The sequence below is a fragment of the Lutibacter sp. HS1-25 genome (assembly GCF_004121075.1).
GTDB lineage: Bacteria > Bacteroidota > Bacteroidia > Flavobacteriales > Flavobacteriaceae > Lutibacter.
This window is the reverse complement of sequence record NZ_RHLN01000005.1, coordinates 81,241-108,240: the sequence shown is the minus strand read 5'-3', so window position 1 is coordinate 108,240 and position 27,000 is coordinate 81,241. Positions and strand designations below refer to the sequence as shown.

Here is a 27,000-nt window from a genome sequence, read left to right as displayed (position 1 = left end):
TATGCGGGGATCTGTTGCTACAAATACTAAAAAGTATCTTTGAACTACACAATTAACAGATTACATTTAATTAACTCTATTATTCTTTTTTTACTCACTTTTTTTTATTGTTTTTTATGTGTTCGTGATGTGCTTCGCAGTTCATCGATAAAATAGAAATCGACTTTAGGAGATTCACGAACACTTAATAAAATAACAAATGGGTGAGCTAACCAAAAAAATCTAGTCTGATGTTATTTTTCTATAAAATTATCAAATACTTTTAACCATCACGCCCAGGCTCCCGGCGCCAGCTGGCTCTATCACTAAAAATGTTCACTGAACATTTTTTTAACGCTCTGCCCTTCTTTGGACGCTGCTCCGCCCAACACTAAAGAATTTGATATTTTATAACGAAAAATTCCATAGGACGGGTGTTTTATCAATACAAAAGCCAATAACCAGTTTTAAGTTTTAAGTCTAAAGTTGAAAGTCGAAAGCTAGTTTTCAGTAGCAGTATTCAGTAACAGTTTTAAGTTTTAAGTTTTAAGTCTAAAGTTGAAAGTCAGTTTTCAGTAGCAGTATTCAGTAACAGTTTTAAGTTGAAAGTCTAAAGTTAAAAGTCTAAAGTCAAAAGCAATTATTCAACTATAATATTCCCCTCTTGAGAGGGGTTAGGGGTGTGTAATTATAAATTAGTTTAATTATTAACAAAACTAAACACTAGCGAAAAATTGCTTTTCCCCAACCCTAAAGGGAGTCAATTTTTCAACAGGGAAGTATTCTGCATCTAGCTACCGACAGATTTCCAGTCAAGCTGAAAATGACGTATTGCCACGTCACTTAGCCCTAGCGCCATCAGGCTCTATCGCTAAAAATGTTCACAGAACATTTTTTTAACGCTCAGCCCTCTCCTTGAGGAGGGCAGGGAGGTGTATTTTTTAAACAAAATAGCAATAATTGAAGTATTCAGTAACAGTTCTAAGTTTTAAGTTTTAAGTCAATACTAAGTATTAATTATTAATTTTTCATTATTAACTTTTCATTATTAATTATTCATTATTAATTATTCATTATTTAGCTAACAGCCAGTTTTAATCTAAAGAACACTTTCAATTTTCTCTAATTCTTCTTTTGAAAATTCGGTATTGTCAATGGCTTTTAAACTGTCTAAAATTTGAGCGGTTTTACTAGCGCCAATCAATACTGAGGTAATGCGTTGGTCTTTTAAAATCCACGCAATTGCCATTTGAGCCAAACTTTGACCTCTTTCTAAAGCAATGGTGTTTAGTTTTTTAATTTTTGAAAGTTTTTCGTTGATTTGTGCTGTTTTTAAATAACGACCATCTTTTACGGCTCTTGAATCTTCTGGGAAACCATTCAGGTATTTATCGGTTAAAGTACCTTGTGCCAAAGGCGAAAAAGCAATTGCGCCAACTCCTTCTTTTTCAATTAAATCAAGTAAGCCATCTTCAACCCAACGATCCATCATACTGTAACGTGGTTGGTGAATCAAGCAAGGTGTTCCTAAATCTTTCAATATTTTGAAGGCTTCAGCAGCTCTTTCTGGCTGGTAATTTGAAATTCCTACATACAAAGCTTTTCCTTGTCTTACCATCAAATCTAGTGTGACCATTGTTTCTTCCAAAGGAGTCTCGTAATCTGGTCGGTGGTGGTAAAAAATATCAACATAGTCTAAATTCATACGTTTTAAACTATCATCTAAGCTTGAAACCAGGTATTTTTTAGAACCAAAATCACCATAAGGTCCAGGCCACATATCGTAACCTGCTTTTGATGAAATGATCAATTCGTTTCTATATTTTTTAAAATCCTTTTTTAGAATTTTTCCAAAAGTAGTTTCTGCAGAACCATAAGGAGGTCCGTAATTATTGGCCAAATCAAAATGGGTAATACCATTGTCAAAAGCACATTTTAGTAGATTTCGTGCATTCTCAAAATCATCATTTAAACCAAAGTTATGCCACAATCCCAACGACAATTCGGGTAATAACAAACCACTTTTACCAGTACGTCTGTATTTCATTTTTTCATATCTATCGGCATTTGCAATATAATTTTGCTTGTCTTGAGGGCGGTATATTTTGCTCATAATTAATTAAGTGCTTCTTTAAGTATTGTTATTGGATGTTTGCTTTCTCTTTTTGTACCATCTTTTATTTGATGTCTACAACTGGTTCCTGACGCTGAAATTACAATATTTTTAGCAGTATTTCTAACTTTTGGAAATAAGGTATCTTCACCAACTTGCATTGAAATTTGGTAATGCTCTTTTTCGTAACCAAAAGAACCTGCCATACCGCAGCAACCTGAATTTAAGATGGTTGGCTTGTAATTTTTAGGGATGTTTAACATGCTAAAAGTTGCTTCAGAAGTGCTTAATGATTTTTGATGACAATGTACGTGAATTTTTATTTCTTGCGAATTGACTGTGAAATCATCACTTTTGATATGGCCATTTTCAAATTCTTTTTTGATGAATTCTTCAAAAGTAAAAGTGTTTTTTGAAATTTTTTCAGCAGCAATTTTATCTGAAGCCAAACGTAAATAATCGTCTCTAAAACCTAAAATCGCCGAAGGTTCAATACCAATTAAAGGTATTTCATTAGTAACAAGGTCTTTAAATATGGCTATATTTTTATCAATAACAGTTTTTGCAAGGTCTAAAAATCCTTTTGAAATGGCACTTCTACCACTTTCTTCGTGCTTAACAATACGCACTTTATAGCCTAGTTTTGTTAGCAATTCAATAGCATCAATCCCTATATTAACATCGTAATAATTGGTAAATTCGTCACAAAATAAATAAACTTCACCATTTTTAAAAGTCCCTTTTTGAAGCTTGTTTAAATTGTTTTTAATCCATTTTTTTAAAGTGAACTGATGCAATTTAGGAATGCTTCTTTCTGTTGCAATACCGATAACTTTTTTAGTTAAATGGTTGTTTAATAAGATGTTTGTGATTGCAGGAACGATACTTCCCAATTTGTTATAAGCTACATTTTTGGCAAATAACTGCGTTCTTAATGAGGGTTTGTTTGCCTTTTGGTATTGGTATAAAAACTCTGCTTTTAAGGCTGCAATATCTACATTGCTAGGACATTCACTAGCACAGGCTTTGCAACTTAAACAAAGGTCGAAAACATCTTTTAATTCGGCATAATCAAATTTATTGATTTTATCGGCATTGGTTAAAAATTCGCGCAAAGCATTGGCACGCGCACGTGTGGTATCTTTTTCGTTTTTAGTAGCTCGGTAACTTGGACACATTGTACCACTTGCAGAAACAGGTTTTCTACAATCGCCCGAACCATTGCATTTTTCGGCAACTTTTAAAATACCTTCACTATCTGAAAAATCCTGAATGGTTTCAATATGAGGTTCAATTCTATCTTTTTGATAGCGCAGATTTTGATCCATAGGAAAAGCATCTACAATTTTACCTTGGTTAAAAATATTGTTGGGATCAAAAGCAGTTTTAATGCGTTTTAGCAGTTGGTAATTTTTAGAGCCAATCATAAATTCAATAAACTCAGCGCGCACAATACCATCTCCGTGCTCACCACTTAGCGACCCTTTGTATTTTTTAACCAATTGCGCTACTGCGGTGGTAATGGTTCTAAACAATACAACATCATCAGATTTTTTAAGATTTAAAATAGGACGGAGGTGTATTTCTCCTGCACCAGCATGTGCATAATACACAGCATCTTGTCCGAAATTTTTCATCATTTCGGTAAATTCGGCAATATAATTTGGCAAATCGCTCATTTCAACAGCCGTATCTTCAATACAGGCAACCGCTTTTTTATCGCCAATAATATTACCCAATAAGCCCAAACCTGCTTTTCGCAAATTGATAGCTTTATTGATGTCTTCTCCGGCTAAAATTGGATAAGCATACCCAAATTGATGCTGTTTTAAATCAGCTACCAAATTTTCAGCCAACAACCAGGTTTCATCTGGATTGTCAGATTTTACTTCGAGCATTAAAATGGCTTTGGGATCGCCTTCAATAAAAAGCCTGTTTTTAGCTTGTTCACGGTTATTTTTTGTACAATCTAAAATGGTTTTATCCATTAATTCGCACATATACAAATTGTGTTTCATCGCCACAACAACGGCTTCCATACTTTTTTGAATGCTTGTAAAATGCGCTGCCACCATCATACTATGCTGTGGTGGTAAATCGTCTAATTGTAGGGTGATTTCGGTTGTAAAAGCCAAAGTTCCTTCGCTTCCACATAACAATTTAGCAATGTTTATAGGCGTTTCAGTATTGCTAAAAACAGCAGTATTTAACAAAGCATCAATTGCATAACCTGTATTTCGCCTGTGGATTGTAGGTTTTGGAAATTCATTTTTAATTTCCTGTTGTGTTGCTGCATCACTCAATTCATTATAAATAGTGTTGTAAATGTTGCTTTCCAGGCTATTTCCATTTTTTTTCTGAAGAAATTCATCTTTAGTTAAGTCGTTAAAAACAACTTCAGAACCATCACTTAAAATGGTTTTCAATGCCAAAACTTTATCACGTGTTACACCATATTTTATGGAAGTTGTGCCAGATGAATTGTTGCCAACCATACCACCAATCATACAGCGATTGCTGGTGGAAGTATCTGGACTAAAAAACAATCCGTGAGGTTTTAAATACAAATTAAGTGCGTCTCTAACAATTCCAGGTTGAACGGTAATTGTTTTATTTTCGACATTCAACTTTAAAATTTGCGTAAAATGTTTAGAAACATCAACAACAATACCATCGCCAACACATTGCCCGGCCAGTGAAGTACCAGCCGTTCTGGGAATTAAAGAAATATGGTTACTGCTTGCAAAAGCAATCAATAGTTTGATATCTGCCGAATTTTTAGGAAAGGCAACTGCTAACGGAATTTTTCGATATACAGAGGCATCAGTAGCATAGATACTTGTGTGCAATTTATCAAAAAATAATTCGCCATTTAATGCTTCAGAAAGCATTGTAAGTTTTTGAATATTCACTAAATTAACTTGTTTGAGTAGCCAAATATAAAAAATAAGACCGACAAAAATCACACATTTACAAAACGTTGGTGAACAATTTTAGGTGTCTGTTGAATAGGAGGCAGGTGTTTTAAATTTTGATTTGTGTTTGTGATAAAAAAACAACCGCTCAAAAAATAAACGGTTGTTTTTAAAATGAAGTAAGCTAATAATTACTCTTGAATTATTACAAATTCAGTTCTTCTGTTAAGTTCGTGTTCTGCATTTGTACAAGGTACTCCGTTAGCACATTTGTTGATTAATTTGGTTTCACCATAACCTTTGGCTTTTATTCTGTTAGCATCTATACCTTGTTCAATCATATAGTTAGAAGTAGAACTCGCTCTTTTTTCTGATAAAATTAAATTGTAATTATCAGGTGCTCTACTATCGGTATGAGAAGCAATTTCAATTTTCATAGTTGGATATTTTTTAAGAATACCAATTACTTTATTGATTTCTATTTCAGCAGCTTCACTAATTTCGTCACTATCCAAATCAAAATAAATAACATCTGTCTTGATCATTTTCTCGTTATTGACAGCTATAAATTCAACAACTGGCTCTAAATTGATATTTTTAACATTGTTAAAGTTGTTTTTGTTATTGGTATTTAAAACGATTGTTGAATTTGTAAAGCCTTCTTTTGTAGCCATTATTTTGTAAGCAGTTTCACAATCTACATTAAAAGTATAGGCATTATTTGAAGTGATTTGCGTTTCGGTTAATACGTCATTTACATACAAACTGATTTTTACATTGTTTAGTTTTTCATTGTTTTTGCTGTTAAAAACAGCACCAGCAATGGTTTGGTTACATTCAATAGGATTTAGATTGATATTGATAGCATTTTCAAAATTGGCGTTGTTGTTGGTTAAAAGAACAACTTCAGCAGGCAAATAACCTTCTTTTTGAGCCATTATTTTGTAAGAAGTTTCACAATTTACATTAAAAGTATGCGTGTTATTTGAAGTAATTTGCGTTTCGGTCAATACGTCATTAACAAATAAACTGAATTGCACATTGCTTAATTGTTGCTTAGTTTTATCGTCAATAACCAGAGCAACAATGGTTTGTTTGCATTCAACAGGGCTTAAATTAATATTGATAGCATTTTCAAAATTTGCGTTGTTGTTGGTTAAAAGAACAACTTCAGCAGGTAAATAACCTTCTTTTTGAGCCATTATTTTGTAAGCAGTTTCACAATCTACATTAAAAGTATGCGTGTTATTTGAAGTGATTTGCGTATCAGTCAATACATCATTTACAAACAAACTAAATTGCACATTGCTTAGTTGTTGTTTTGTTTTTTGGTCAATTACCTGTGCTACAATGGTTTGTTTGCATTCAACAGGAACTAAATAAAGGTCTGTATTGTTTTTAAATTCGGGTTTGTTGCTGGTTAATATATTGGCTTCAGCAGGTAAATAACCCTCTTTTTCAGCTAATATTTTATAGGTAGTTTCGCAATCGATATCAATTAAATAATTGCTATCCTTTAAAAGTAGCGTTTCAGTTAATACATCATTTACAAACAAACTAATTTGAACATTTGTAAGCTGTTGTTTTGTTTTTTGGTCAAATAGTTGTCCTGCAATGGTTTGATTGCAATCTTTTGGAGTTAAAAATAAATTGATATCCTCTAAAAAGTAAGGTTTGTTATTGGTAATTACATCGATTTCAGAAGGCAAGAAACCATCTTTTTCAGCAACAATTTTATAATTATCTTCACATTTAATTATAAAACTAAATTTAGATCCCACTTGTGTAAGTTGCGAAGTTTCCAAAACACCATTTAAAAATAAATTTACGGTTACCTGAGCAAGTTGTTTGTTGCTTTTTTCATTAAATACAAATCCGGAAATACTGTGATAACAATGAATAGGCGTAAGTGCAATATTTTGAATATTTATTTCATTTGATGTATTATTTGCAAGTAAATTGATTTCAATAGGTTTGAATTCTTCTTTTTCAACTACTAATTTATAAGCTTCATTACAAGGTACCTTAAAGTTGTATTTCGAATCGGTTTTAACAATTTGAGATTCAATAAGTTCATTTTTAACATACAAGCTAACGGTGGCTTCTGTAATAGGATTGTTATCCGATTCATTAGAAACTATGCCCGAAATGTTTTGCATACATTGTTCGTCTATTATTTTAAAAGCGTAAATATCTACATCGCCTTTACCTTCTTTTCTGTTTGAAGAAAAATAGCCAGTATTTGTTAAATTGTTGATAATGTAATTAAAATCGTCGTATTTACTATTAATTGGTGCAGGTAAATTTTCAACAGATTGGTATTTTCCTTCAACAAAATCACTTTTAAAAATATCGTAATTACCCAAACCATTATGACCATATGAGGCAAAATAAAGTGCGTTGTTTTGATCTATAAAAGGAAAAATTTCATCTTCTTTGGTATTGATATTGCTTCCTAAATTTTTAGGTTCACTATAGGTGTTATTAGGCAAAATATCAACTACATAAATATCGTTTCCGCCAAAACCTCCGGGCATATCTGAAGCAAAAAATAATTGTTTACCATTTTTGCCAATTGCTGGATATCTTAAAGAATAACTATTGTTGTTAAATGGTAAAAATGAAATGTTAGAAATCTCAAAACGTTCGTTAATACTAGCTTTTGCAAGTTTTAAAGACTGAAATCTGGCTGAATCCCTTCTTGAGATATCGTTGTTGTAAAAATTATTCCAGGTAAAATAAATTGTTTTTCCATCGGGTGTAAAGGCAATATCTGATTCAAAAATTTCAGATTTACTATTTGCTGAAATCTTACCATTTTCAATAATATCGCCATTTGAAGTAATGGTACCTTGGTAAAATTCTAAAAACATTTGATGGTTACGTGCTCGTCTGTCTTTTGAAAAAACTTTGTCATTTTCAACCTTTTTTGAAGAAACGTAAATCACTGTATTGGAATTTAAATAAGTGATTCCAAACTCAGCATCTACCGTGTTTACAGCAGTATTGAATATTTTAACTTCCTGTTTTTGGGCAAACAAAGAAAGTGTAAAAAGCATAAAAAATACAAGATATTTACTATTCATTATAAGGTGATATTGCTTTGAATTAACGATTAAGGTTACTAATAAAGGTAAATAATATGAAAAATAATAATTAACACATAAAATTTTTGATTACAATGGCTTTTTAGTGTCGGTAAAGGTAAAAACGATTTAGATGAAATGGCAAATTTAAAAAATTAAACAGTTAATTTTTTTTTGATGATTTTAAGAAGCCTATTGTATATTTAAATTATTACACTATATTTGTTGAATAAAAACAGATATACATTGAACAATATTAAAACTGAATTCACGATAAAAGACTTAGAAAGTTTTTCGGGTATCAAAGCGCATACCATCCGTATTTGGGAAAAAAGATACAATCTTTTAGAACCAAATAGGACAGATTCTAATATTCGTTATTACGATATTTTAAATTTGCAGAAGCTTTTAAATGTATCATTGTTAAACAATCACGGCATTAAAATTTCTAAAATTGCTGATTTGTCAGATTCTCAAATACTTGCAAATGTAAGAGAGGTGATTTCAAAAAATGGTGTAGAAAGCCAAAGCTCAAATATGTTAAAATTGGCGATGCTTAATTTTGATGAAGCTTTATTTGTAAAAACTTATAACGGCTTGTTAACCAAGTTGTCGTTTAGAGAAATTGTTAAAAAAGTGTTTTTACCTTTTTTAAATGAAATTGGTATGTTATGGCAGATTAGTTCTATTACGCCAGCACACGAGCACTTTATTACCAATTTAATAAAGCAAAAATTTTATACAAATATTGAGTCGGTACAATTATCTGAACCTTCAAGTAATAGTAGACTATTTGCTTTGTATCTGCCTTTAAACGAAATACATGAGTTAGGACTATTGTATTTGCATTACGAATTGTTATTACACGGTTATAAATCTATTTATTTAGGTCAAAGTGTGCCAATTAGCAATTTGGCTGATGTGCTTAAAGTGCATGAAACTTGTTGTTTTGTTTCTTTTTTAACTGTTGAACCTTCTAAAATAACTGTTGATGAATATATAGATGCTGTATCAAATGAGGTGCTAAATAGCTCAAATAGTGAATTGTGGTTATTGGGACTAAAATCATCTGAAGCTTCAAAATCTAAGTTAAATTCAAATATTAAAGTGTTTTCTAAAATAGATGATTTGATAAAATTGTTGTAATTTTTTTTAAATAATTTGTTTTTGTTTAAAATATTACTATATTTATTAAACAATGTAAAAAAATGAAAGAAAAAGTAATTATTATTGGCTCTGGGTTCTCTTCATTATCGGCTTCATGCTATTTGGCACAAGCAGGATATGAGGTAACAATTTTAGAGAAAAATCATCAGGTAGGTGGAAGAGCAAGGTTGATTTCAAAAGAAAACTTTAAATTTGACATAGGTCCAACTTGGTATTGGATGCCCGATGTTTTTGAAAAATTCTTCAACGATTTCAATAAAAAACCATCAGATTATTACGCATTGGAAAAACTAGCTCCTGCTTATCAGGTTTATTTTGACAAGCTATCATCTATAACAATTTCTGATGATATTGATGACATTTATGCTGTTTTTGAAAAAGAAGAAAAAGGAAGTTCGGTTTACTTAAAAAAGTTTTTAAAAGCGGCTCAATACAATTATGAAGTTGCGATTAATGATTTGGTTTACAAGCCTGGAGAGTCTATAACTGAGTTGATTACTTTTGAAACCATTCAAAAAGCAAATCAGTTTTTTCAAAGTATCAGTTCTGAAATAAGGAAAAATATAAAAAGTAAAAAACTTATTCAAATACTTGAATTTCCGGTGTTATTTTTAGGTGCAAAACCTTCAAATACGCCTAGTTTTTACAACTTTATGAATTATGCCGATTTTGGTTTGGGAACTTGGCATCCAAAAGGAGGGATGTATGAGGTTGTTAAGGGTTTTGTAGATTTGGCAGTTTCTTTGGGTGTTGATATAAAAACCAACCAAACCGTTAAAAAAATAATTGTCGAAAATGGGAAAGTTCAAGGTGTTGAAGTTGGGGATGAATTTTTATTGGCTGATATTGTGGTAAGTGGAGCCGATTATCACCATTCAGAAACATTATTAGACGAAAAATACAGAATGTACTCTGAAAATTACTGGAGTAAAAAAACTTTTGCACCGTCCGCTTTATTATTTTATATTGGGTTCAATAAAAAAATAAAAAATGTTTCACATCACACGTTATTTTTCGATAGCGATTTTGATAAACATGCTGTTGAAATATACGATACGCCTAAATGGCCAAAAGACCCGTTGTTTTATGCTAGTTTTCCTAGTATAACAGACCAAAGTTTTGCTCCTGTTAACCAGGAAGCAGCAACTTTTTTAATACCAATTGCTCCAGGGATAGGAGATACTGCTGAAATTCGTGAAGCATATTTTATTAAAATTATGGAAAGATTGGAAAATCTTACCAATCAAAAATTGATGGATTCGGTTGTTTTTAAGCAATCATATTGTATCAACGATTTTGTAAAAGACTATAATTCGTACAAGGGAAACGCTTATGGTTTGGCAAATACATTGATGCAAACAGCGGTTTTAAGACCTAAAATTAGAAGTAAAAAAGTTAAAAATTTATTTTTTACTGGTCAGTTAACAGTACCAGGACCAGGTGTGCCTCCGTCTATAATTTCAGGGAAAATTGTATCGGATTTGATATTAAAATACAACAAATAATACTACTAAACTACTAACAAAAAAAATAAAACTATGAAACAACTATTTGATGAAGTTTCGTTTGCGTGTAGCAAAAATGTGACAAAAAAATACAGCACTTCTTTTTCGTTGGCTGTAAATATGTTATCTCCAAAAATAAGAGAAGATATCTATAGTATTTATGCTTTTGTTAGGTTTGCTGATGAAATTGTTGATTCTTTTCACGACTATGACAAAGAAAGTTTGTTAAACGAATTTGAAGCAAGTTATTACAAAGCTTATGAGCAAAATATCAGTTTAAATCCAATTTTAAACAGTTTTCAGCTTACGGTTAAAAAAAATCATATTACAGATGATTTGATTCAATCGTTTTTAAAAAGTATGCGAGCAGATTTGAAGAAAGAATCTTATGAAACCGTTGAAGAATATAATAGCTATATCTATGGATCTGCTGATGTGGTTGGATTGATGTGTTTGAAAGTTTTTGTAAATGGTGATGAAGAAAAATATGAAAGTTTAAAAGACTCCGCTATGAAATTGGGTTCTGCTTTTCAAAAGGTGAATTTTTTAAGGGATTTAAAAGATGATTACGAATTGTTAAATCGTTCTTATTTTCCGGGAATTAATTTAAAAGAATTAAGTCCTACAGAAAAAGAAGCTATCATTGCTGAAATAGAAGCTGATTTTAAAGAAGCTTTTGCAGGCATTAAAAGATTGCCTCTTGAAGCAAAATTTGGCGTTTACACTGCTTATGTTTATTACAAAAGATTGTTAAAAAAGCTGAGTAAAACACCTTCAAAAGAAATTTTGAATACACGTATAAGAGTTTCTAATCCAGTTAAATTAAGCTTGTTAGCTAGGTCTTTTGTGGTTTATAAATTAAATTTATTATAATGAAAATTGTTGCTTTATTTTTTTTAACCATTGCATTTTTAACATCAAACCCAACATTGGATGCTGTTAGAAAAGAATTTCCAAACATCACTTCGGAAGCGCAAGCTGATGATTTTATTGCGGGTTTAAGTAACAGTAATACTGCTGAAGCAAAAGGCTATATTGCTGCAATGAATTTTATGAAATCGCGTTTTGTTGGTTTTCCTTTTACCAAATTGAAGTACTTTAAACTTGGTAAAAACCAATTAGATGAAGTGATAGCAAACAATCCTAAAAATTTAGAAATGCGCTATATTCGTTATTTAATGCAAAAGCAAATTCCAGATTTTTTAGGCTATCATCAAAATATTGATGAAGATTTTAAAGCAATTATAGCTGGATTTAAAAAGTATGATTTGGCAACTTCTTTAAAAATAAAAATAGTTAGCAATATGTTGCTGGTTGATAATTTAACTGAAACAGAAAAGAGCGAATTAAACAAATTAAAACAAAATTTATGATGTTTGTATTTATTACTTTAGGTACATTTTTAATAATGGAATGCGTAACCTGGCTGACACATAAATATGTAATGCACGGGTTTATGTGGTATTTTCACGAAGATCACCATCAGCCAAAATACCAAAACTGGTTTGAACGCAACGATGTGTTTTTTATCATTTTTGCAATTCCTAGCATTGCCTTGTTTTACTTTGGTGTGCAGGGTGGTTTGAATTATTTGTTTTTTATTGGTTTGGGAATTATGTTGTACGGAATGGCTTATTTTTTAGTGCATGATGTTTTAATTCACAAGCGTTTTAAGTGGTTTAATAAAACATCAAACAAATATTTGGTAGGCTTAAGAAAGGCGCATAAAGTGCATCATAAACATTTAGGAAAAGAGCACGGTGAGTGTTTTGGTATGTTGTTTGTACCATTCAAATACTACAAAGTATGACCTATTTGTATTTGGCGCTAAATATTGCAAGTTTTTCAGTGCCTTTTTTGTATAGTTTCGAAAAAAGAATGCGATTTATCAAATGGTGGAAATCGGTTTTTTTAGCCATTTTTTTAGTTGCAATTCCTTTTTTAATCTGGGATGTTATTTTTACCAAGTATGGCATTTGGGGTTTTAATCCGAAATACCATTTAGGGATTGCTATTTTTGGTTTGCCTTTAGAAGAAATCCTCTTTTTTATTTGTATTCCGTATGCAAGTATTTTTACACATTATGCTTTTCAATTTTTTTTTCCAAATACAAAATTATCAAACAAATTTACCAAAGCAATCACCGTTGTACTACTTGTATTGGCTGTAATTGTATTGCTTGTAAATTTTCCAAAAGCTTATACAACAGTAGATTTTAGCTTATTTTCCTTGCTCATGTTGTATGCCCTGTTTTCTAAAAGTAAAATTTTAAATACATTTTATATTACTTTTTTATTGGTGCTGATACCATTTTTTATAGTAAACGGTTTGCTTACAGGTAGTTTTATCCATCAAGAAGTTGTTTGGTATAACAATGCTGAAAATATGGGGATTAGGGTTGGGACTGTGCCTGTTGAAGATGCTTTTTATGCTTTTAGTATGCTGTATATGGCGTTGATTTTAATTGAAAAATTTAAAGGGAAGTTTATTAAGAGGTAAGGATATGTGATATTAGATTTTAGATTTAAGATTTACGAAGTTAGATATATGATCTTAGATTTAAGATTTACGATGTTAGATATTTGATATACGATATTAGATTTAAGATATTTGATTTAAGATTTACGAAGTTAGATATATGATCTTAGATTTAAGATTTACGATGTTAGATATTTGATATACGATTTAAGATTTACGATGTTAGATATTTGATATACGATATTAGATTTAAGATATTTGATTTAAGATTTACGATGTTAGATTTACGATTTACGATTTACGAAGTTAGATTTAAGAAATTAGATGTATGGTGCAAGATATAAAGTGCTATTTAGTAAGTAATTAACAACTATTTTTAGTGTTTATTCATACTGTAATTTTGAGTTGTTTTGATTGAAGAATAAAATTTTGAATAAAATTAAAGAGTAAAACAGGAATCAAACAATTTATTATGAAAAAAGAAGTGAGTATTTTTTGGTTTAGAAGAGATTTAAGGTTGAAAGACAATTGTGCTTTGTTTCATGCTTTAAATTCAGATTTTCCTGTACTTCCTGTTTTTATTTTTGATGCTGCCATTTTAGATGAATTGAAAAATGATGATCCTAGAGTTCAGTTTATTCATCAAACATTGGAAAAAATTAATGTTGAATTACAAAAATCAGGCGCTTCTTTGCTTATCAAAAAAGGGAATACTGCAACTGTTTGGCAGCAATTATTAGAAGATTTTGATGTAAAAAATGTTTTCTTCAACAATGATTATGAGCCTTATGCAACTAAAAGAGACACTGAAATTACAAATCTTTGCAAAGAAAAAGGAGTACAGGTATTTACATACAAAGACCAGGTTATTTTTGAAAAAAATGAAATCACAAAACAAGATGGGAGTCCGTACACCGTTTTTACACCTTATAAAAACAAGTGGTTGTTAAATTACCACAATTCAAACATTCAGCAATTTCCTTCAGAAAAGTTAACTGAAAATTTTTTAAAAGAAATAGTTGAATTTCCTTCATTAAAAGAAATCGGATTTAATGCCAATGAAATTCAGGTTCTACCAATCAATACAACGTGCATAGACAAGTACGATTTAAACAGAGATAAGCCATCAAAAGCAACATCTAACTTGTCGGTTCACTTGCGTTTTGGTTTGGTAAGTATCAGAAAGTTAGTTGCACATGCTGTTAAAACCAATGCAACTTTTACCAGTGAATTGATTTGGCGTGAGTTTTTTATGCAGATTTTATGGCATTTTCCAAAAGTTGTAAATGCCAATTTTAAGCCGAAATATGATTTTATCAAATGGCGAAACAATGAAACTGAATTTAAATTGTGGTGCGAAGGTAAAACCGGTTATCCAATTGTTGATGCTGGTATGCGACAGCTCAATAAAACTGGGTATATGCACAATCGTGTTAGAATGATTGTTGCCAGTTTTTTAAACAAACATTTGCTTATAGACTGGCGTTGGGGTGAAGCTTATTTTGCTGAAAAACTATTGGATTATGAGCTGTCTGCAAACAATGGAAACTGGCAATGGGTTGCAGGAACAGGTTGTGATTCAGCGCCTTATTTTAGGGTTTTTAATCCGGAAGCACAGCAAATAAAATTTGATCCTCATTTTGAATACATCAAAAAATGGCATCCAAATTACAAAAACATTCCTGAGATGGTAGCGCATAAATTTGCTAGAGATCGTTATTTGGCTGTTGTAAAAGAAGCTTTGATGCAACAATAATATTATACCAATTTAGAAATCATACCATTAAAAATAAACCAATGAAAAGGTAAAACAGCATACCAATACAATCTGCCAGCAATTCCTTTTGGTCTAAAAGTAGCTGTTTGGTACAATATATTGTCTTCAATTTTAAATTCTAACCAAGCTTCGCCAGGTAATTTCATTTCAGCGTATAACAACAATCTTTTTTTGTTTTTATCCGCATAAATTACACGCCAAAAATCGAGTGAGTCACCAACTTGAAGTTCGGTTTGGTTTGTTCTGCCGCGTCTAAGTCCAATTCCACCAAAAACCTTATCCATAAAACCCCTAAATTTCCAAAGTGTATTGGCATAATACCAGCCATTTTCGCCACCAATAGCCCATATTTTATCAATTGTTTTTTGTGAATTTTCAACTTTACGATGTTTGATATCGTTATAGCAACCATATTTTGGCACATTGATATATTCGTGCGCTTTGTGTTGAAGAAGTCCGCTAACAAACGAATCTTTCCAACTGGAAACAATACTGTTTTGTTCAATTTTTATAAAGGCATTTTTAACAGCTTTTTTATAAGAAATTGGGTGTACATTTAGCAATTGATTGATATTACTGGGTTTTCCTATAATTTCTATACCCATACTATTTACCAATGAAGACGCTAGTTTGTAAGAAGTTGATGTGATAAAATACAACCAATAAGAAGACAATTTGGGTGTCATTATAGGCACTGTTAAAATATACCTTTTTAAACCTCTTATCTCAGCAAATTGCAGCAACATTTCTTTGTAAGTCAGTACTTCTGGACCAAAAATATCAAAAGATTTGTGGTATAACTTTTCGTTACCGTTAGCCTTTAGCAAAAAGGAGAGTACATCTCTAATAGCAATGGGTTGGGTTTTTGTCATCAACCATTTAGGAGCAACCATAACAGGCAGTTTTTCAACCAAATCTCTGATAATTTCAAATGAAGAACTTCCTGATCCAACAATAATACCCGCTTTAAAAGTTGTTAAGGCATATTTTTTTGAATCTAGTATGTTTTCTACGTTTTTTCTTGATAGCAGGTGTTTAGAAAGTTTGGTATCGTTGGTAATTCCGCTTAAATAAATAACTTGTTTAACTGTTGTTGTTTCTGCAAAATCTTTAAAGTTTTGTGCACATTTTTCTTCTAACGCATGAAATTCTGTTGAAGAATTTGACATAGAATGAATTAAGTAATAAGCAACATCAAAATCTTTAGGAATATTTTGTAAAGTTTCGGGCTTTAAAAAATCGGATTCTGCAATTATAAGATGCTCATCTTCATTTTTAAACGGATACGCTCTTGAAGCATCTCTAACAGAGCAAATAACAGTATGACCTTCATTTAAAAGTAACGGAATTAAACGTTTGCCAATATAACCGGTTGCACCTGTAACAAGAATTTTCATAGGGTTTAAATTTTAGGTCTTTGATATTCAAAGCGTTGTTTTAAGTTTGGTATGGCATAGCCATCTAAACCGTTAATTGTTGCTATTGCAGCATTGGATAAATTGATAAAACCATCTTTTTCCAATGCATTTTCTTTGATATAAAGTCCTTGTATTTCTCCAATAACAAGTTTGGTATTGTTGACCTTGATATCATATTCTTCAACATATTTCATAGCTAATTGTACGGGACAATTTTTAACAAAAGGTGCGTAAAAATTATCTTTATAGTCTGTTTCTAAATCGGTTACATCAAATTCTGAAATATTTTTATCATATTTTGCAGAAGTGTGATGCGCATCTTTTAATATTTTTTGATGAATGTGATTGATTGTAAAATAGCCAGTCTCCAAAATGTTTTCATAGGTATTTCTTAAAACCGTGGTTGGTCTTAAAAAAAAGCCTAATAGTGGTGGAGCAGAACCTATGTGCGTAACTGAACTAAAGATAGCTACATTTGCTTGATTATCAGCGGCTTTTGTTGCAATTAAATTAGCCGATTTATAACCTGCACAACTGTTAATAAGGTTAATTTTATACAGGTGATTTAAATCGTTAATTTTATCAGTGTCGAAATAAATCATTGTAAATTTTTAAAATTATCAATCTTAATATCCTTTGCTTTTAAATCAAACATTAAATTATACAGTCCAAAAAAAGTTCTGTTGATGTAAATAAAATGCTTAGATCCTCTGTTGCCGTTCATATTTTTAAGTTCAGTACTTTTAGAATAACGTTCACCCAAGTCTGCTATTTGTTTAAAAAATACAGGATTTGAAAAATCAAAAGTTTCTTGATGAAATGGTTGCGTAAACAAACTTAGCATATCATAAAACATTGCTGTAAAAAATACCAATTCTTCTTCAGAATCATCGGTTCTTAATATTTCCAACTCAAACAAAGTATCTTTAAACAATTGGGTGTTGTTGATGTTTTCTTTTTTTGCCAATTCAAAATAAGTAATGTAAAATTCATCAGGAATGGTTTTCATACAGCCAAAATCAATGGCAATTAATTCGCTGTTTTCAGAAATTAAAAAATTACCAGGATGCGGATCTGCGTGTACTTTTTTTAACTGATGAATTTGATACATATAAAAATCCCACAAAGCTTGTCCTAATTTATTTGATTTTTCCTGATCTTTATTGTGTGCTGTAAATTCAGACAAATGTTCGCCTTGCATCCAATCCATTGTAAGGATTTTTTCTGAAGAAAATGCTTCATAATATTTAGGAAACAGCAAGTTAGGAATGTGTGCACAAGCAGCAGAAATCTCTTTACTTTGTTTCATTTCTAAAAAGTAATTTGTTTCTTCAATAAGCTTATCTTCAACTTCTTTAAAGTATTTATCTGAATCTTTACCTTTAATATTGAACATGCTTATTGCTATGGGTTTTACCAAAGCCAAATCGCTCGAAATACTATTTGCAATGCCCGGATATTGAATTTTAACGGCCAGATTTTTTCCGTTTTTGGTTGCTTTGTGTACCTGACCAATACTTGCCGCATTTACAGAATTTGAATTAAAAGTGTCGAACAGTTCATTTGGCGATTTTCCAAAGTAATTTTTAAAAGTTTTTACAACCAAAGGAGCAGAGAGTGGTGGCACAGAAAACTGTGACAGTGAAAATTTTTCGACATAAGCTTGCGGTAAAATGCTCTTTTCCATACTCAACATTTGAGCAACTTTTAAAGCACTTCCTTTCATTTTTTTTAAACCATCATAAATATCTTCAGCATTGTTTTTATTTAAGCGTTCTTTGGCTTCAATTTCCGGATTTATCATTTTGTCTCCATAATATTTCAAATAGTTTACACCAACTTTTGCACCTGTTTGTACAAGTTTAGAAGCTCGTTGTATTTTTGAAACCGGAATTGTATCTATAGTTTTCATAATTGTTTTTAATTAAAGTTCATTTTTTCCTTGTACAAAAATTTACCAAGGTCAATCATACTTTTTAAAGGTGTTGTTGCTATAATATCAAAACTGGTATTAACCGACTTTTCGATAAAAATATCTGTTTTTTCAAAAGCGATGGAACTGTCGTTTAACCAAAACTGCATTGTGATTAAAAGTTGTACCCAAGCACTTTCCTGAATGCTTTTTTGTTGAAACTGTGTAATGTTTTTTTGCTTAAAATCAATGGTTTCAATTTCAAGTCCATCTATATAATGTGTAAAACTCTTTTTTAATTCAGAAAGCGTTTTAAGTTTGCTTAAATGGTTTTTATTGTTGTTTAACGCCATTAAAACATAACTTCTGTTAGCTGAAAGATTTTCGAAAAAAGTAAAATAAAAGCTTAGTAATTTATTACGAGCATCAAATGTTGGGTATTCTTCACTGTTTTCTAATGCTTGTAGTGCATTGTTAAAAAAAGCTTTAAATATTGCTTTTTCAAGAGATTCAAACGAACCAAAATAATTGTAAAAGATTGATTCTTCAAAATTGGAAGCTTTTGCAAATGCGTAAACAGATTTAGGTGAAGCTTCGTTTTCCAACACATAGTTCATATAACTTGCTATTATTTCAACTTCTGTTATTTTTTTATTTTTAGCCATGATAATTTTGTTTAATTAAATATTATGTAAATTAAACAAAATAAAACTATAATCCAAATTACTCTTCATAGTTAATACTTATTAAGATATAAATAAAATAGATAGCTAAAGTTTTTTATTAACGATAATAATGTTTAATATTGTGTAGAAATAATTAAACAAAAATAATGAATCACAAATCAGCTGTTACCAGAAAAGAACATTTTAATGCTGCTCACAGATTGCACAACAATAGGTGGTCTGACGAAAAAAATACGGAAGTATTTGGTAAATGCAACAATCCTAATTTCCACGGTCATAATTATGAACTTGAAGTGAAAATTATTGGAGAAATTCAAGAAGATACAGGTTATGTTATTGATACAAAAATATTATCAGACATTATTAAAGTAAATATTCTTGAGAAATTTGACCATAAAAATTTAAATCTTGATGTTGAAGAATTTAAAGTATTAAATCCAACAGTAGAAAATATTGCTATGGTAATTTATATGATTTTAAGACCTCTATTAGAGGAAAAATACGAACTAAAAATTAAGCTTTATGAAACACCTAGAAACTTTGTTGAATTTCCCTATTAACGGAAATAAATTAAACGGTTTTTCGTTTGATGAAATAGGAGATGATCATTTATATACAGGAATTGAAACACCTTTAAACCAGGATGCATTTTTGTTAAGTGATGATGAAAAAAAAGAAAAAATATCCGATTTATTTGCTCAAATAATGCAGGTAATGGGACTGGATTTAACCGATGATTCTTTAAAAGGAACTCCGGAAAGGGTTGCAAAAATGTATATTGATGAAATTTTTTCAGGATTAAATCCGGCTAACAAGCCAAAAATAGCCTTGTTTGACAATAAATATCAATACAATCAAATGCTGGTTGAAAAAAACATTCAGTTTTATTCAAATTGCGAGCATCATTTTGTGCCAATTTTTGGAAAAGTACATGTTGCTTATATCTCATCGGGTAAAGTAATTGGACTTTCAAAAATAAATAGAATTGTACAGTATTTTGCAAACAGACCACAAGTGCAAGAGCGTTTAACCAACCAAATTGCAAGAGAATTGGCTGAAGTTTTAGAAACGGAAGATATTGCAGTGATTATTGATGCAAAGCATTTGTGTGTAGCTTCAAGAGGTATAAAAGATGATTCGTCTGCAACCGTAACCAGTTATTATGGAGGCGCATTTAACAAGCCTGAAAAAATTGTTGAATTACATAATTATTTAAATTTATAAAAAATGGATTTAGTAGAAAAAGCATTGGAATTTGAGCAACGTAAAATTTCATTAAAAACAACCAACGAACGCATTATTGCTTCAAAAGAAGTAAAGGCGCTTATATTGGGAATTAATGAAATTTATAAAAAAACAAAAAATCCGAGTTTAATGGATTTGATGAAGCGATTGACGATTATTAAAAAGAAGGCCGAGAAAAGACTGCTTATAACAGTAAGGGTGTAAAAATGAAGACAATTGTTATTATTGGCGGAAGTAAGGGTATAGGTGAGGCTATTTTAATCAATCAACTTGATTCACACAAAGTTGTAAATATAAGTCGGTCAAAACCTTCAATTATTCACAAAAATTTAGTACATTATAACTGTGATATTTTAAGTGATGAATTGCCTGATTTAGATGAAGTTGACAGCTTAATTTACTGTCCGGGAAGCATCAATTTAAAGCCGTTTTCAAGATTTAAAATAGCAGATTTTCAGTATGATTTTGAGATTAATTTTTTAGGAGCCGTTAAAGCAATTCAGAAATATTTGCCAAAATTAAAAGACGCTAACAATGCAAGTATATTGCTTTTTAGTACGGTTGCAACTAAATTAGGAATGCCGTTTCATACCAGTATTGCATCTTCAAAATCTGCTGTTGAAGGACTTGTAAAATCATTGGGTGCTGAATTGGCTCCTAAGATTAGGATCAATGCCATTGCACCAACAATTACAGACACAAGTTTGGCTGAAAAATTATTAAGAAATGATGCTATGAAAGAAACAATAACAGAACGTCACCCTTTAAAAAAATATTTAATACCACAGGAAGTTGCTGCGATGGCTGATTTTTTAATTTCACAACAATCGGGATCAATGTCTGGACAAATCATAACTTTAGATTGTGGTATTGTAACTTTTAAAATATAATTTATATGAAATCAATCGCAATAACAACTATTGTGTTTAGCTTGTTTTTTTCAACAACATTAACAACAGATAATTCAAATTCTATGAAAACTTCAATTTACACTATTCCTATTAAAAGTATTACTGGTAAAAAAATAGATTTAGCTGCTTTTAAAGGCAAAAAAATATTGATTGTAAATACTGCATCAGAATGTGGGTTTACAAAACAGTATGCCGATTTACAAAAACTACACGAGCAGTACAAAGATAAGTTGGTTATTATAGGTGTGCCTTGTAACCAATTTGGTGGTCAAGAACCAGGCACGCTGGTTGAAATTCAATCTTTTTGTCAGGTTAATTATGGGGTTACATTTTTAATGACAGAAAAGGTTGATGTTAAAGGTCAAAATCAGCATCCTATTTATAAATGGCTTACAGACAAAGAATTAAATGGCGTTGAAAATAGTTCGGTTTCCTGGAATTTTGAAAAGTATTTATTGGATGAAAACGGAAATTACATAGCTAATTTTGGTTCTTTGGTTAACCCAATGAGTGAAAAAATAACAAAACAACTCTAATCTAATGAAGCATTTTGTGTGGATCTTATTATTTTTATTGTTAAACTTTTCAGCGCTGGGTATTGGTAGCTGGCTTATGAACAACGGTCCTACTTCAAATTGGTATATAGCACTAAACAAAGCGCCTTGGACACCACCAGGATGGGTTTTTGGAGTTGCTTGGACAACCATCATGGTTTGTTTTTCAATATACTTATCTTATTTGGTAAACTTAAAACAAAGCAATGTTTTTTGGCTGTTATTTATAGTTCAATTTGTTTTAAATGTCTCGTGGAATTTTGTGTTTTTTAATCAGCATCAAATGGGTTTTGCACTCATAATAATTATTTTACTTACCGTTTTGGTTGGTTATTATTTGTTCAGCTTTCTTTCTGAAATGGGTTTAAAATCACTTTTAATAGTTCCTTATTTTTTGTGGCTGCTAGTTGCAATTAGTTTGAACGCTTATTCATATATAAAAAATTAAAATAATGGAATTTTCATCAAAAGGAATTGTTTATCGTTTGTCTTCAAAACAAAAATTACCAATTTCTGTAGATCAGGCTTGGGAATTTTTATCTAATCCAAAAAATTTAAAAACCATAACGCCTAATTATATGAGTTTTGATATTATTTCTGGAGCTGACAAACCAATGTTTGCTGGGCAAATTATTCAATATATAGTAACACCTGTTTTTGGAATTAAAACCAATTGGGTTACCGAAATTACACAAGTAGTTGACAAACAGTATTTTGTTGACGAACAACGGTTTGGGCCTTATGCTTTATGGCATCATAAACATTTTATAAAACCTATTGAAGGAGGTGTTGAAATGGAAGATATTATAGATTATAAAGTTCCGTTTGGTTTTATTGGCAGATTGGTGCACCCTATACTTGTAAAACCAAAATTAACAGAAATATTTAACTATAGAACTCAAAAATTGGTTGAGTTGTTTGGTAAACTAACATAAATAAATGCTTACAAAATTTATAATAATGACAATGATAATAAGTAATAATATGCTCATTTTTGATTTCAACAAGTCAAGTAATATTTCTGATTGGAGGTTGGTTAATGATGTGGTGATGGGAGGTCGCTCTACAAGTGAATTTTATTTAAATGAAGAAGGATATGGTGTTTTTGCAGGAAATGTTTCTTTAGAAAACAATGGTGGATTTTCATTTTTACGTTACAGATTTGATGAAAAAAATATTGAAGGCTATAAAAAGATAATTTTAAGATTGAAGGGAGACGGAAAAGAATATCAGTTTAGAACAAAATCTAATAAAAACTCACAAGAATCATACAAAAAAACATTCAAAACCACTGGGGAATGGCAAACAATAGAAATTTTTCTCTCAGAGTTACAGCCTGTATTTAGAGGTCAGAAATTAAACATTCCTAATTTCTCTTCAAATAAATTGGAAGAAATTGGTTTTTTGATTGGCAATAAAAAAAACGAATCGTTTAAACTAATTGTAGACATTATTACTTTAGAATAATGCAATCTTATTATTTTTTATGTCCAAATTTATAAGATAAACTTACTATTAACTGGTTAGGTGTTGTATCAAGTTTAAATGAAGATTCTGTATTATTGTCAATAAAAGTAGCTTCATTTTTAGTAAATCCACGATCGTAAATTAAATCAAGGCCAATTCTACCTAAAATTAACGCTAAACCAATATTTAAACCTACGGTAGCTTCTTGTTCAATATTTTTATATTTTACATTTTCTAAACCGCTGTTTATAATGTATTTAAATGCAGGACCCACAACAAAACTAATCGGTTTTATAATTTTAATACCAACCAATACGGGTAAATCAAAACTTTTTTGTCGAAAATCTGAAGAAGTACTGTTGTCAATATTGTAGTTGCTATTGGTTTGACTGTAAACTAATTTTGGGCGTATGTACACGGCACCTAGATTTAAATTTCCAAAAACACCAACATTAAATCCAGTTCCACCTTTACCTCGTTTATCAAGTACATTTGTAGCTTCATCAATTAATTTACCATTTGATGCGTAAATTAAACTCCCTGTTAAACCCCAGCCTGTTTTTTGAGCATTGATACTGGTTGTAAAGATTAAAAATAGTATTAGAGAAGTTAGAAATCTTTTTTGCATAGTTATTTTTAAATATTTATTTTTTAAAAATACTAAAATTAGCAATTACATTCAAAAAAAAAGCCATCTAAATTTTCAGATGGCTTTTATATAATTGTAAAAAAATTATTTTCTTTTTATTACTTTTTGAACAGCTTCAACAATGGCTTTGTCATTTAATTTGTATTTTTCCATTAATTGAGCTGGCGTTCCAGATTCACCAAAACTATCGTTTACAGCAACAAATTCTTGAGGAACTAAATTATTTTGAACCAATACTCTAGAAACACTTTCGCCCAAACCACCAATAATATTGTGTTCTTCAGCAGTTACAATACAACCTGTTTTTGAAACAGATTTTAAAATAGCTTCTTCGTCTAAAGGTTTGATTGTGTGAATATTGATAACTTCAGCACTAATTCCCATAGCTTCTAATTGTTCGCTAGCTTGTAAAGCCTCCCAAACCAAATGTCCGGTTGCAACAATAGTTACGTCAGTTCCTTCGGTTAACTTAATGGCTTTTCCAATTTCAAATTTTTGATTGTCTGGCATAAACACAGGTACAACTGGGCGACCAAAACGCAAATATACAGGTCCGTGGTGATCAGCAATTGCAATGGTTGCAGCTTTTGTTTGGTTGTAATCACAAGTGTTAATTACTGTCATACCAGGTAACATTTTCATCAACCCAATATCTTCTAATATTTGATGTGTAGCACCATCTTCACCCAAGGTTAAACCAGCGTGAGAAGCACATATTTTTACATTTTTATCAGAATAGGCAACAGATTGACGAATTTGATCGTAAACTCTACCGGTAGAAAAGTTAGCAAATGTACCTGTAAAAGGAATTTTACCACCAATTGTAAGTCCTGCTGCAATACCAATCATATTGGCTTCAGCAATACCTATTTGAAAAAAGCGTTCTGGGTTTTCTTCAATAAATTTCTCCATTTTTAATGAACCAATTAAATCGGCACATAAGGCAACCACATTTGGGTTGGTTCTTCCTAATTCTGCTAATCCAGCACCAAATCCTGATCGGGTATCTTTTTTCTCTGTAAAAGTGTATTTTTTCATTCTTAACTTTATTATTTAAAAAACGGTCAAAAATAGTGATATTTATTGAGTAAATCCTAGAATTTCAACAATTCTTGATAAAGTTTATGAACAGGGAAACCCATTACATTAAAGTAACTACCAACAATCTTTTCAACCCCTATAAAACCTATCCATTCTTGTATTCCGTAGGCTCCAGCTTTGTCAAACGGGCGGTAATTTTCAACATAATAATTAATTTCTTCAACAGTTAATTTGTTAAAATAAACAATTGTAACGTCAGAAAACACAACTTGTTTGGTTTTTGTTTTTAAACAAACAGAAGTTATTACTTCGTGGTTGCTATCAGACAATTTAAGCAGCATAGCAATTGCATCATCCTTATCTTTTGGTTTTTCAAGCGCTTTGTTATTGTGCCAAACAATGGTATCTGAAGTGATAATTAAATCATTGTCGTTCAATTCGTTGTCAAAAGCACTGGCTTTTAAAACAGCCAGATAGTCTGTTATTTCTGAAGCTTTTAAGTTTGAAGGGTAAATTTCATCAACAGGTTTTACTTTTATTGAAAAATGAAGTCCTAATTCTTTAAATAATTCTTGTCTTCTTGGCGATCCAGAAGCTAAGTTAACATTGGTATTTTTAAATTTTTGTGAAAGCATTTTAAATGGTAATTGAAAAAATGATTAATGAACTGATTCCTAAAAACATAATGATTTTAAGTAAAGTACTTAAATTGTGATACTGCTTTTTTTTCTTGGCTGATTTTAATTTTACGATAAAATAAGACAGCGGGGCAAGTACAAAAAAGAAAGTGTACAATATTGTAAAATGGTATATTTGGTTGTATTTAATAATGATATAGATTAAAAATACAATTAAAAACAGGGTAAGTACAAAAGCAAAATTTCGGGTTCTAACACGACCAATAACAATGGGTAATGTATTCATTTTTAAACTATAATCTCCATTTATATCTTCTATATCTTTAAGTAGTTCACGTATTAAATTTAAACCAAATGCAAAAATAAACAATGAAGTTAAGAGTTGTGTTGTTATAACTAGATTGTTGGTTTTAATTGAAAAATCAAGATCAAAAAAAGGCAAAATAACAACACTAATGGCAGTTAAACCAGAGACCAATAAATTACCTAAAAGAGGTTTTGATTTTATTTTTTTTGAATAAAAGTAGAGTAGTAGCGGACTCACAAAAAAGATGAATGCGTAGGAGGGTTTTTCAATTTTAAGACATAATAAAACGCCTAATAAAACACCTGTAATATTTGTTGTTTTATACCATTGCTTGGCAGTTTCAATGGTAATTGTTTTGGAAACAATAGTTTTTTTAGGTTTGTTAATCACATCGCACTTTACATCAAAAATATCATTGATAATATAACCAGCAGCTGTAATGCATAAAACAGCGCTAAGCAACAATGTAAAATCTAGCGTTGAAAGGATTGTTTTTAAATGTAATGATTTGAATAGAAGTAATTTAAAAATTAAAAAAACATAAACTATGAGCAACAAATTTTTCCATCTAACAAGTTTTAAATAGGTTGCTAAAATCATTTATTAATTAAAATTTTTCTTGATACGAGCCAAATCAACTTTATTGTCTCTATCTTTAATTACTTCGCGTTTATCATATAATTTTTTTCCACGACACAGTGCTATTTCTAATTTTGCCCAACCTTTTTCGGTTAAAAATAAGCGAAGTGGCACAATTGTTAAACCAACATTTTGCACTTCCTTTTGAAGTTTTTTTAATTCACTTTTATTTAAAAGTAATTTTCTTTCGCTTTTAGGACTGTGGTTGTATGAATGTCCGTATAAATATTCTTCAATAAACATATTGATTACAAACAATTCACCTTCATCATTAAACTCGCAAAAACTTTCGGTTATACGCGCTTTACTTTCTCTAATAGATTTAATTTCAGTGCCTGTAAGTTTAATTCCAGCAATATATTTATCTAAAATCTCGTATTCAAAACGAGCTTTTTTATTTTTTATGTTGATATTTTTCTGCATAATTTCTACAAATGTAGTATAATTTTAAATCTGCGTTTTAAGTTGGTGCAAATTTACAAATAAAAAAACTCAAATCTTATGAGATTTGAG

Annotated in this window: 27 protein-coding genes; 15 read left to right on the top strand and 12 right to left on the bottom strand. The window is 30.6% G+C overall.

All coding sequences use genetic code 11. The features are described from left to right. Positions 1–1,078: 1,078 nt before the first annotated feature. The 3 genes from EC396_RS03765 to EC396_RS03755 all read right to left on the bottom strand — a co-directional run bounded on the left by EC396_RS03765 (position 1,079) and on the right by EC396_RS03755 (position 8,093). Complete coding sequence (locus EC396_RS03765; RefSeq protein WP_129365371.1) at positions 1,079–2,092, bottom strand: aldo/keto reductase; 1,014 nt, start codon at positions 2,090–2,092, stop codon at positions 1,079–1,081. A gap of 2 nt (positions 2,093–2,094) precedes the next feature. Next, positions 2,095–4,983, bottom strand: a complete 2,889-nt coding sequence (locus tag EC396_RS03760) for an FAD-binding and (Fe-S)-binding domain-containing protein (protein WP_129365373.1) — start codon at positions 4,981–4,983, stop codon at positions 2,095–2,097. A 215-nt stretch (positions 4,984–5,198) separates the two neighbouring features. Further along, complete coding sequence (locus EC396_RS03755; RefSeq protein ID WP_129365370.1) at positions 5,199–8,093, bottom strand: OmpA family protein; 2,895 nt, start codon at positions 8,091–8,093, stop codon at positions 5,199–5,201. 246 nt (positions 8,094–8,339) lie between these two features. Between EC396_RS03755 and EC396_RS03750 the strand changes: the two genes are divergently transcribed. The 7 genes from EC396_RS03750 (at position 8,340) to EC396_RS03720 (ending at position 14,999) form a co-directional block, all read left to right on the top strand. Further along, the gene (locus EC396_RS03750; RefSeq protein WP_129365369.1) at positions 8,340–9,239 is read left to right on the top strand and encodes a MerR family transcriptional regulator; all 900 of its coding nucleotides are present in this window, start codon (positions 8,340–8,342) and stop codon (positions 9,237–9,239) included. A 62-nt stretch (positions 9,240–9,301) separates the two neighbouring features. Beyond that, positions 9,302–10,765 carry an NAD(P)/FAD-dependent oxidoreductase gene (locus EC396_RS03745; RefSeq protein ID WP_129365368.1) on the top strand — a complete coding sequence of 488 codons (1,464 nt, stop codon included), beginning with the start codon at positions 9,302–9,304 and terminating at the stop codon, positions 10,763–10,765. Between the two features lie 33 nt (positions 10,766–10,798). Further along, complete coding sequence (locus EC396_RS03740) at positions 10,799–11,638, top strand: phytoene/squalene synthase family protein (protein WP_129365367.1); 840 nt, start codon at positions 10,799–10,801, stop codon at positions 11,636–11,638. Continuing rightward, positions 11,638–12,138: a hypothetical protein gene (locus EC396_RS03735; protein WP_129365366.1), complete on the top strand. Its 501-nt coding sequence runs from the start codon at positions 11,638–11,640 to the stop codon at positions 12,136–12,138. The genes EC396_RS03740 and EC396_RS03735 overlap by 1 nt, the downstream gene beginning before the upstream one ends. After that, positions 12,135–12,575: a sterol desaturase family protein gene (locus EC396_RS03730; RefSeq protein WP_129365365.1), complete on the top strand. Its 441-nt coding sequence runs from the start codon at positions 12,135–12,137 to the stop codon at positions 12,573–12,575. Before EC396_RS03735 ends, EC396_RS03730 begins: the two co-directional genes overlap by 4 nt. Then, positions 12,572–13,264 (top strand): lycopene cyclase domain-containing protein, encoded by a 693-nt coding sequence (locus EC396_RS03725; protein ID WP_129365364.1) that lies wholly within the window; start codon positions 12,572–12,574, stop codon positions 13,262–13,264. The genes EC396_RS03730 and EC396_RS03725 overlap by 4 nt, the downstream gene beginning before the upstream one ends. Positions 13,265–13,712: 448 nt before the next feature. Further along, positions 13,713–14,999, top strand: coding sequence for a deoxyribodipyrimidine photo-lyase (locus tag EC396_RS03720; RefSeq protein WP_129365363.1), 1,287 nt, complete (start codon positions 13,713–13,715; stop codon positions 14,997–14,999). A gap of 2 nt (positions 15,000–15,001) precedes the next feature. Here the strand turns inward: EC396_RS03720 and EC396_RS03715 are convergent, their stop codons facing one another. Genes EC396_RS03715 through EC396_RS03700 form a run of 4 tightly spaced genes read right to left on the bottom strand, consistent with a single transcriptional unit; the run spans position 15,002 to position 19,015 of the window. After that, entirely contained in the window at positions 15,002–16,417 is a 1,416-nt protein-coding gene (locus EC396_RS03715) for an SDR family oxidoreductase (protein WP_129365362.1), read from the bottom strand. 5 nt (positions 16,418–16,422) lie between these two features. Beyond that, complete coding sequence (locus EC396_RS03710; RefSeq protein WP_129365361.1) at positions 16,423–17,040, bottom strand: flavin reductase family protein; 618 nt, start codon at positions 17,038–17,040, stop codon at positions 16,423–16,425. Next, positions 17,037–18,350 (bottom strand): AarF/ABC1/UbiB kinase family protein, encoded by a 1,314-nt coding sequence (locus EC396_RS03705; RefSeq protein WP_129365360.1) that lies wholly within the window; start codon positions 18,348–18,350, stop codon positions 17,037–17,039. The genes EC396_RS03710 and EC396_RS03705 overlap by 4 nt, the downstream gene beginning before the upstream one ends. A gap of 8 nt (positions 18,351–18,358) precedes the next feature. Beyond that, a complete protein-coding gene (locus tag EC396_RS03700; RefSeq protein WP_129365359.1) occupies positions 18,359–19,015 on the bottom strand; it encodes a TetR/AcrR family transcriptional regulator in 657 nt (218 codons plus the stop codon). 167 nt (positions 19,016–19,182) lie between these two features. Here EC396_RS03700 and EC396_RS03695 point away from each other — a divergent pair, with 167 nt between their 5' ends. Genes EC396_RS03695 through EC396_RS03660 form a run of 8 tightly spaced genes read left to right on the top strand, consistent with a single transcriptional unit; the run spans position 19,183 to position 23,213 of the window. Next, on the top strand, positions 19,183–19,596 hold the full coding sequence (locus EC396_RS03695; RefSeq protein WP_129365358.1) for a 6-carboxytetrahydropterin synthase: 414 nt from the start codon (positions 19,183–19,185) through the stop codon (positions 19,594–19,596). Then, entirely contained in the window at positions 19,559–20,260 is a 702-nt protein-coding gene (gene folE / locus EC396_RS03690) for a GTP cyclohydrolase I FolE (protein ID WP_129365357.1), read from the top strand. The genes EC396_RS03695 and folE overlap by 38 nt, the downstream gene beginning before the upstream one ends. A 3-nt stretch (positions 20,261–20,263) precedes the next feature. After that, a complete protein-coding gene (locus EC396_RS03685) occupies positions 20,264–20,485 on the top strand; it encodes a hypothetical protein (protein WP_129365356.1) in 222 nt (73 codons plus the stop codon). 2 nt (positions 20,486–20,487) lie between these two features. Next, positions 20,488–21,171 carry an SDR family NAD(P)-dependent oxidoreductase gene (locus EC396_RS03680; protein ID WP_129365355.1) on the top strand — a complete coding sequence of 228 codons (684 nt, stop codon included), beginning with the start codon at positions 20,488–20,490 and terminating at the stop codon, positions 21,169–21,171. A gap of 5 nt (positions 21,172–21,176) precedes the next feature. After that, positions 21,177–21,728 carry a glutathione peroxidase gene (locus tag EC396_RS03675; protein WP_164975199.1) on the top strand — a complete coding sequence of 184 codons (552 nt, stop codon included), beginning with the start codon at positions 21,177–21,179 and terminating at the stop codon, positions 21,726–21,728. 4 nt (positions 21,729–21,732) lie between these two features. Next, positions 21,733–22,194 (top strand): TspO/MBR family protein, encoded by a 462-nt coding sequence (locus EC396_RS03670; protein ID WP_129365354.1) that lies wholly within the window; start codon positions 21,733–21,735, stop codon positions 22,192–22,194. A 4-nt stretch (positions 22,195–22,198) separates the two neighbouring features. Then, positions 22,199–22,681 (top strand): SRPBCC family protein, encoded by a 483-nt coding sequence (locus tag EC396_RS03665; RefSeq protein WP_129365353.1) that lies wholly within the window; start codon positions 22,199–22,201, stop codon positions 22,679–22,681. Between the two features lie 25 nt (positions 22,682–22,706). After that, positions 22,707–23,213, top strand: a complete 507-nt coding sequence (locus tag EC396_RS03660; protein ID WP_240665626.1) for a CIA30 family protein — start codon at positions 22,707–22,709, stop codon at positions 23,211–23,213. Positions 23,214–23,223: 10 nt separating this feature from the next. Here EC396_RS03660 and EC396_RS03655 read toward each other — a convergent pair whose 3' ends face one another. The 5 genes from EC396_RS03655 to smpB all read right to left on the bottom strand — a co-directional run bounded on the left by EC396_RS03655 (position 23,224) and on the right by smpB (position 26,910). Then, the gene (locus EC396_RS03655) at positions 23,224–23,841 is read right to left on the bottom strand and encodes an outer membrane beta-barrel protein (RefSeq protein ID WP_129365351.1); all 618 of its coding nucleotides are present in this window, start codon (positions 23,839–23,841) and stop codon (positions 23,224–23,226) included. Positions 23,842–23,946: 105 nt separating this feature from the next. Beyond that, positions 23,947–24,900, bottom strand: a complete 954-nt coding sequence (locus tag EC396_RS03650; protein ID WP_129365350.1) for a transketolase family protein — start codon at positions 24,898–24,900, stop codon at positions 23,947–23,949. 56 nt (positions 24,901–24,956) lie between these two features. Beyond that, positions 24,957–25,538 (bottom strand): Maf-like protein, encoded by a 582-nt coding sequence (locus EC396_RS03645; protein ID WP_129365349.1) that lies wholly within the window; start codon positions 25,536–25,538, stop codon positions 24,957–24,959. Between the two features lies 1 nt (position 25,539). After that, positions 25,540–26,448 (bottom strand): geranylgeranylglycerol-phosphate geranylgeranyltransferase, encoded by a 909-nt coding sequence (locus EC396_RS03640; protein ID WP_129365348.1) that lies wholly within the window; start codon positions 26,446–26,448, stop codon positions 25,540–25,542. A 3-nt stretch (positions 26,449–26,451) separates the two neighbouring features. Then, positions 26,452–26,910 carry an SsrA-binding protein SmpB gene (gene smpB, locus EC396_RS03635; protein ID WP_205757903.1) on the bottom strand — a complete coding sequence of 153 codons (459 nt, stop codon included), beginning with the start codon at positions 26,908–26,910 and terminating at the stop codon, positions 26,452–26,454. Between the last annotated feature and the right edge of the window lie 90 nt (positions 26,911–27,000).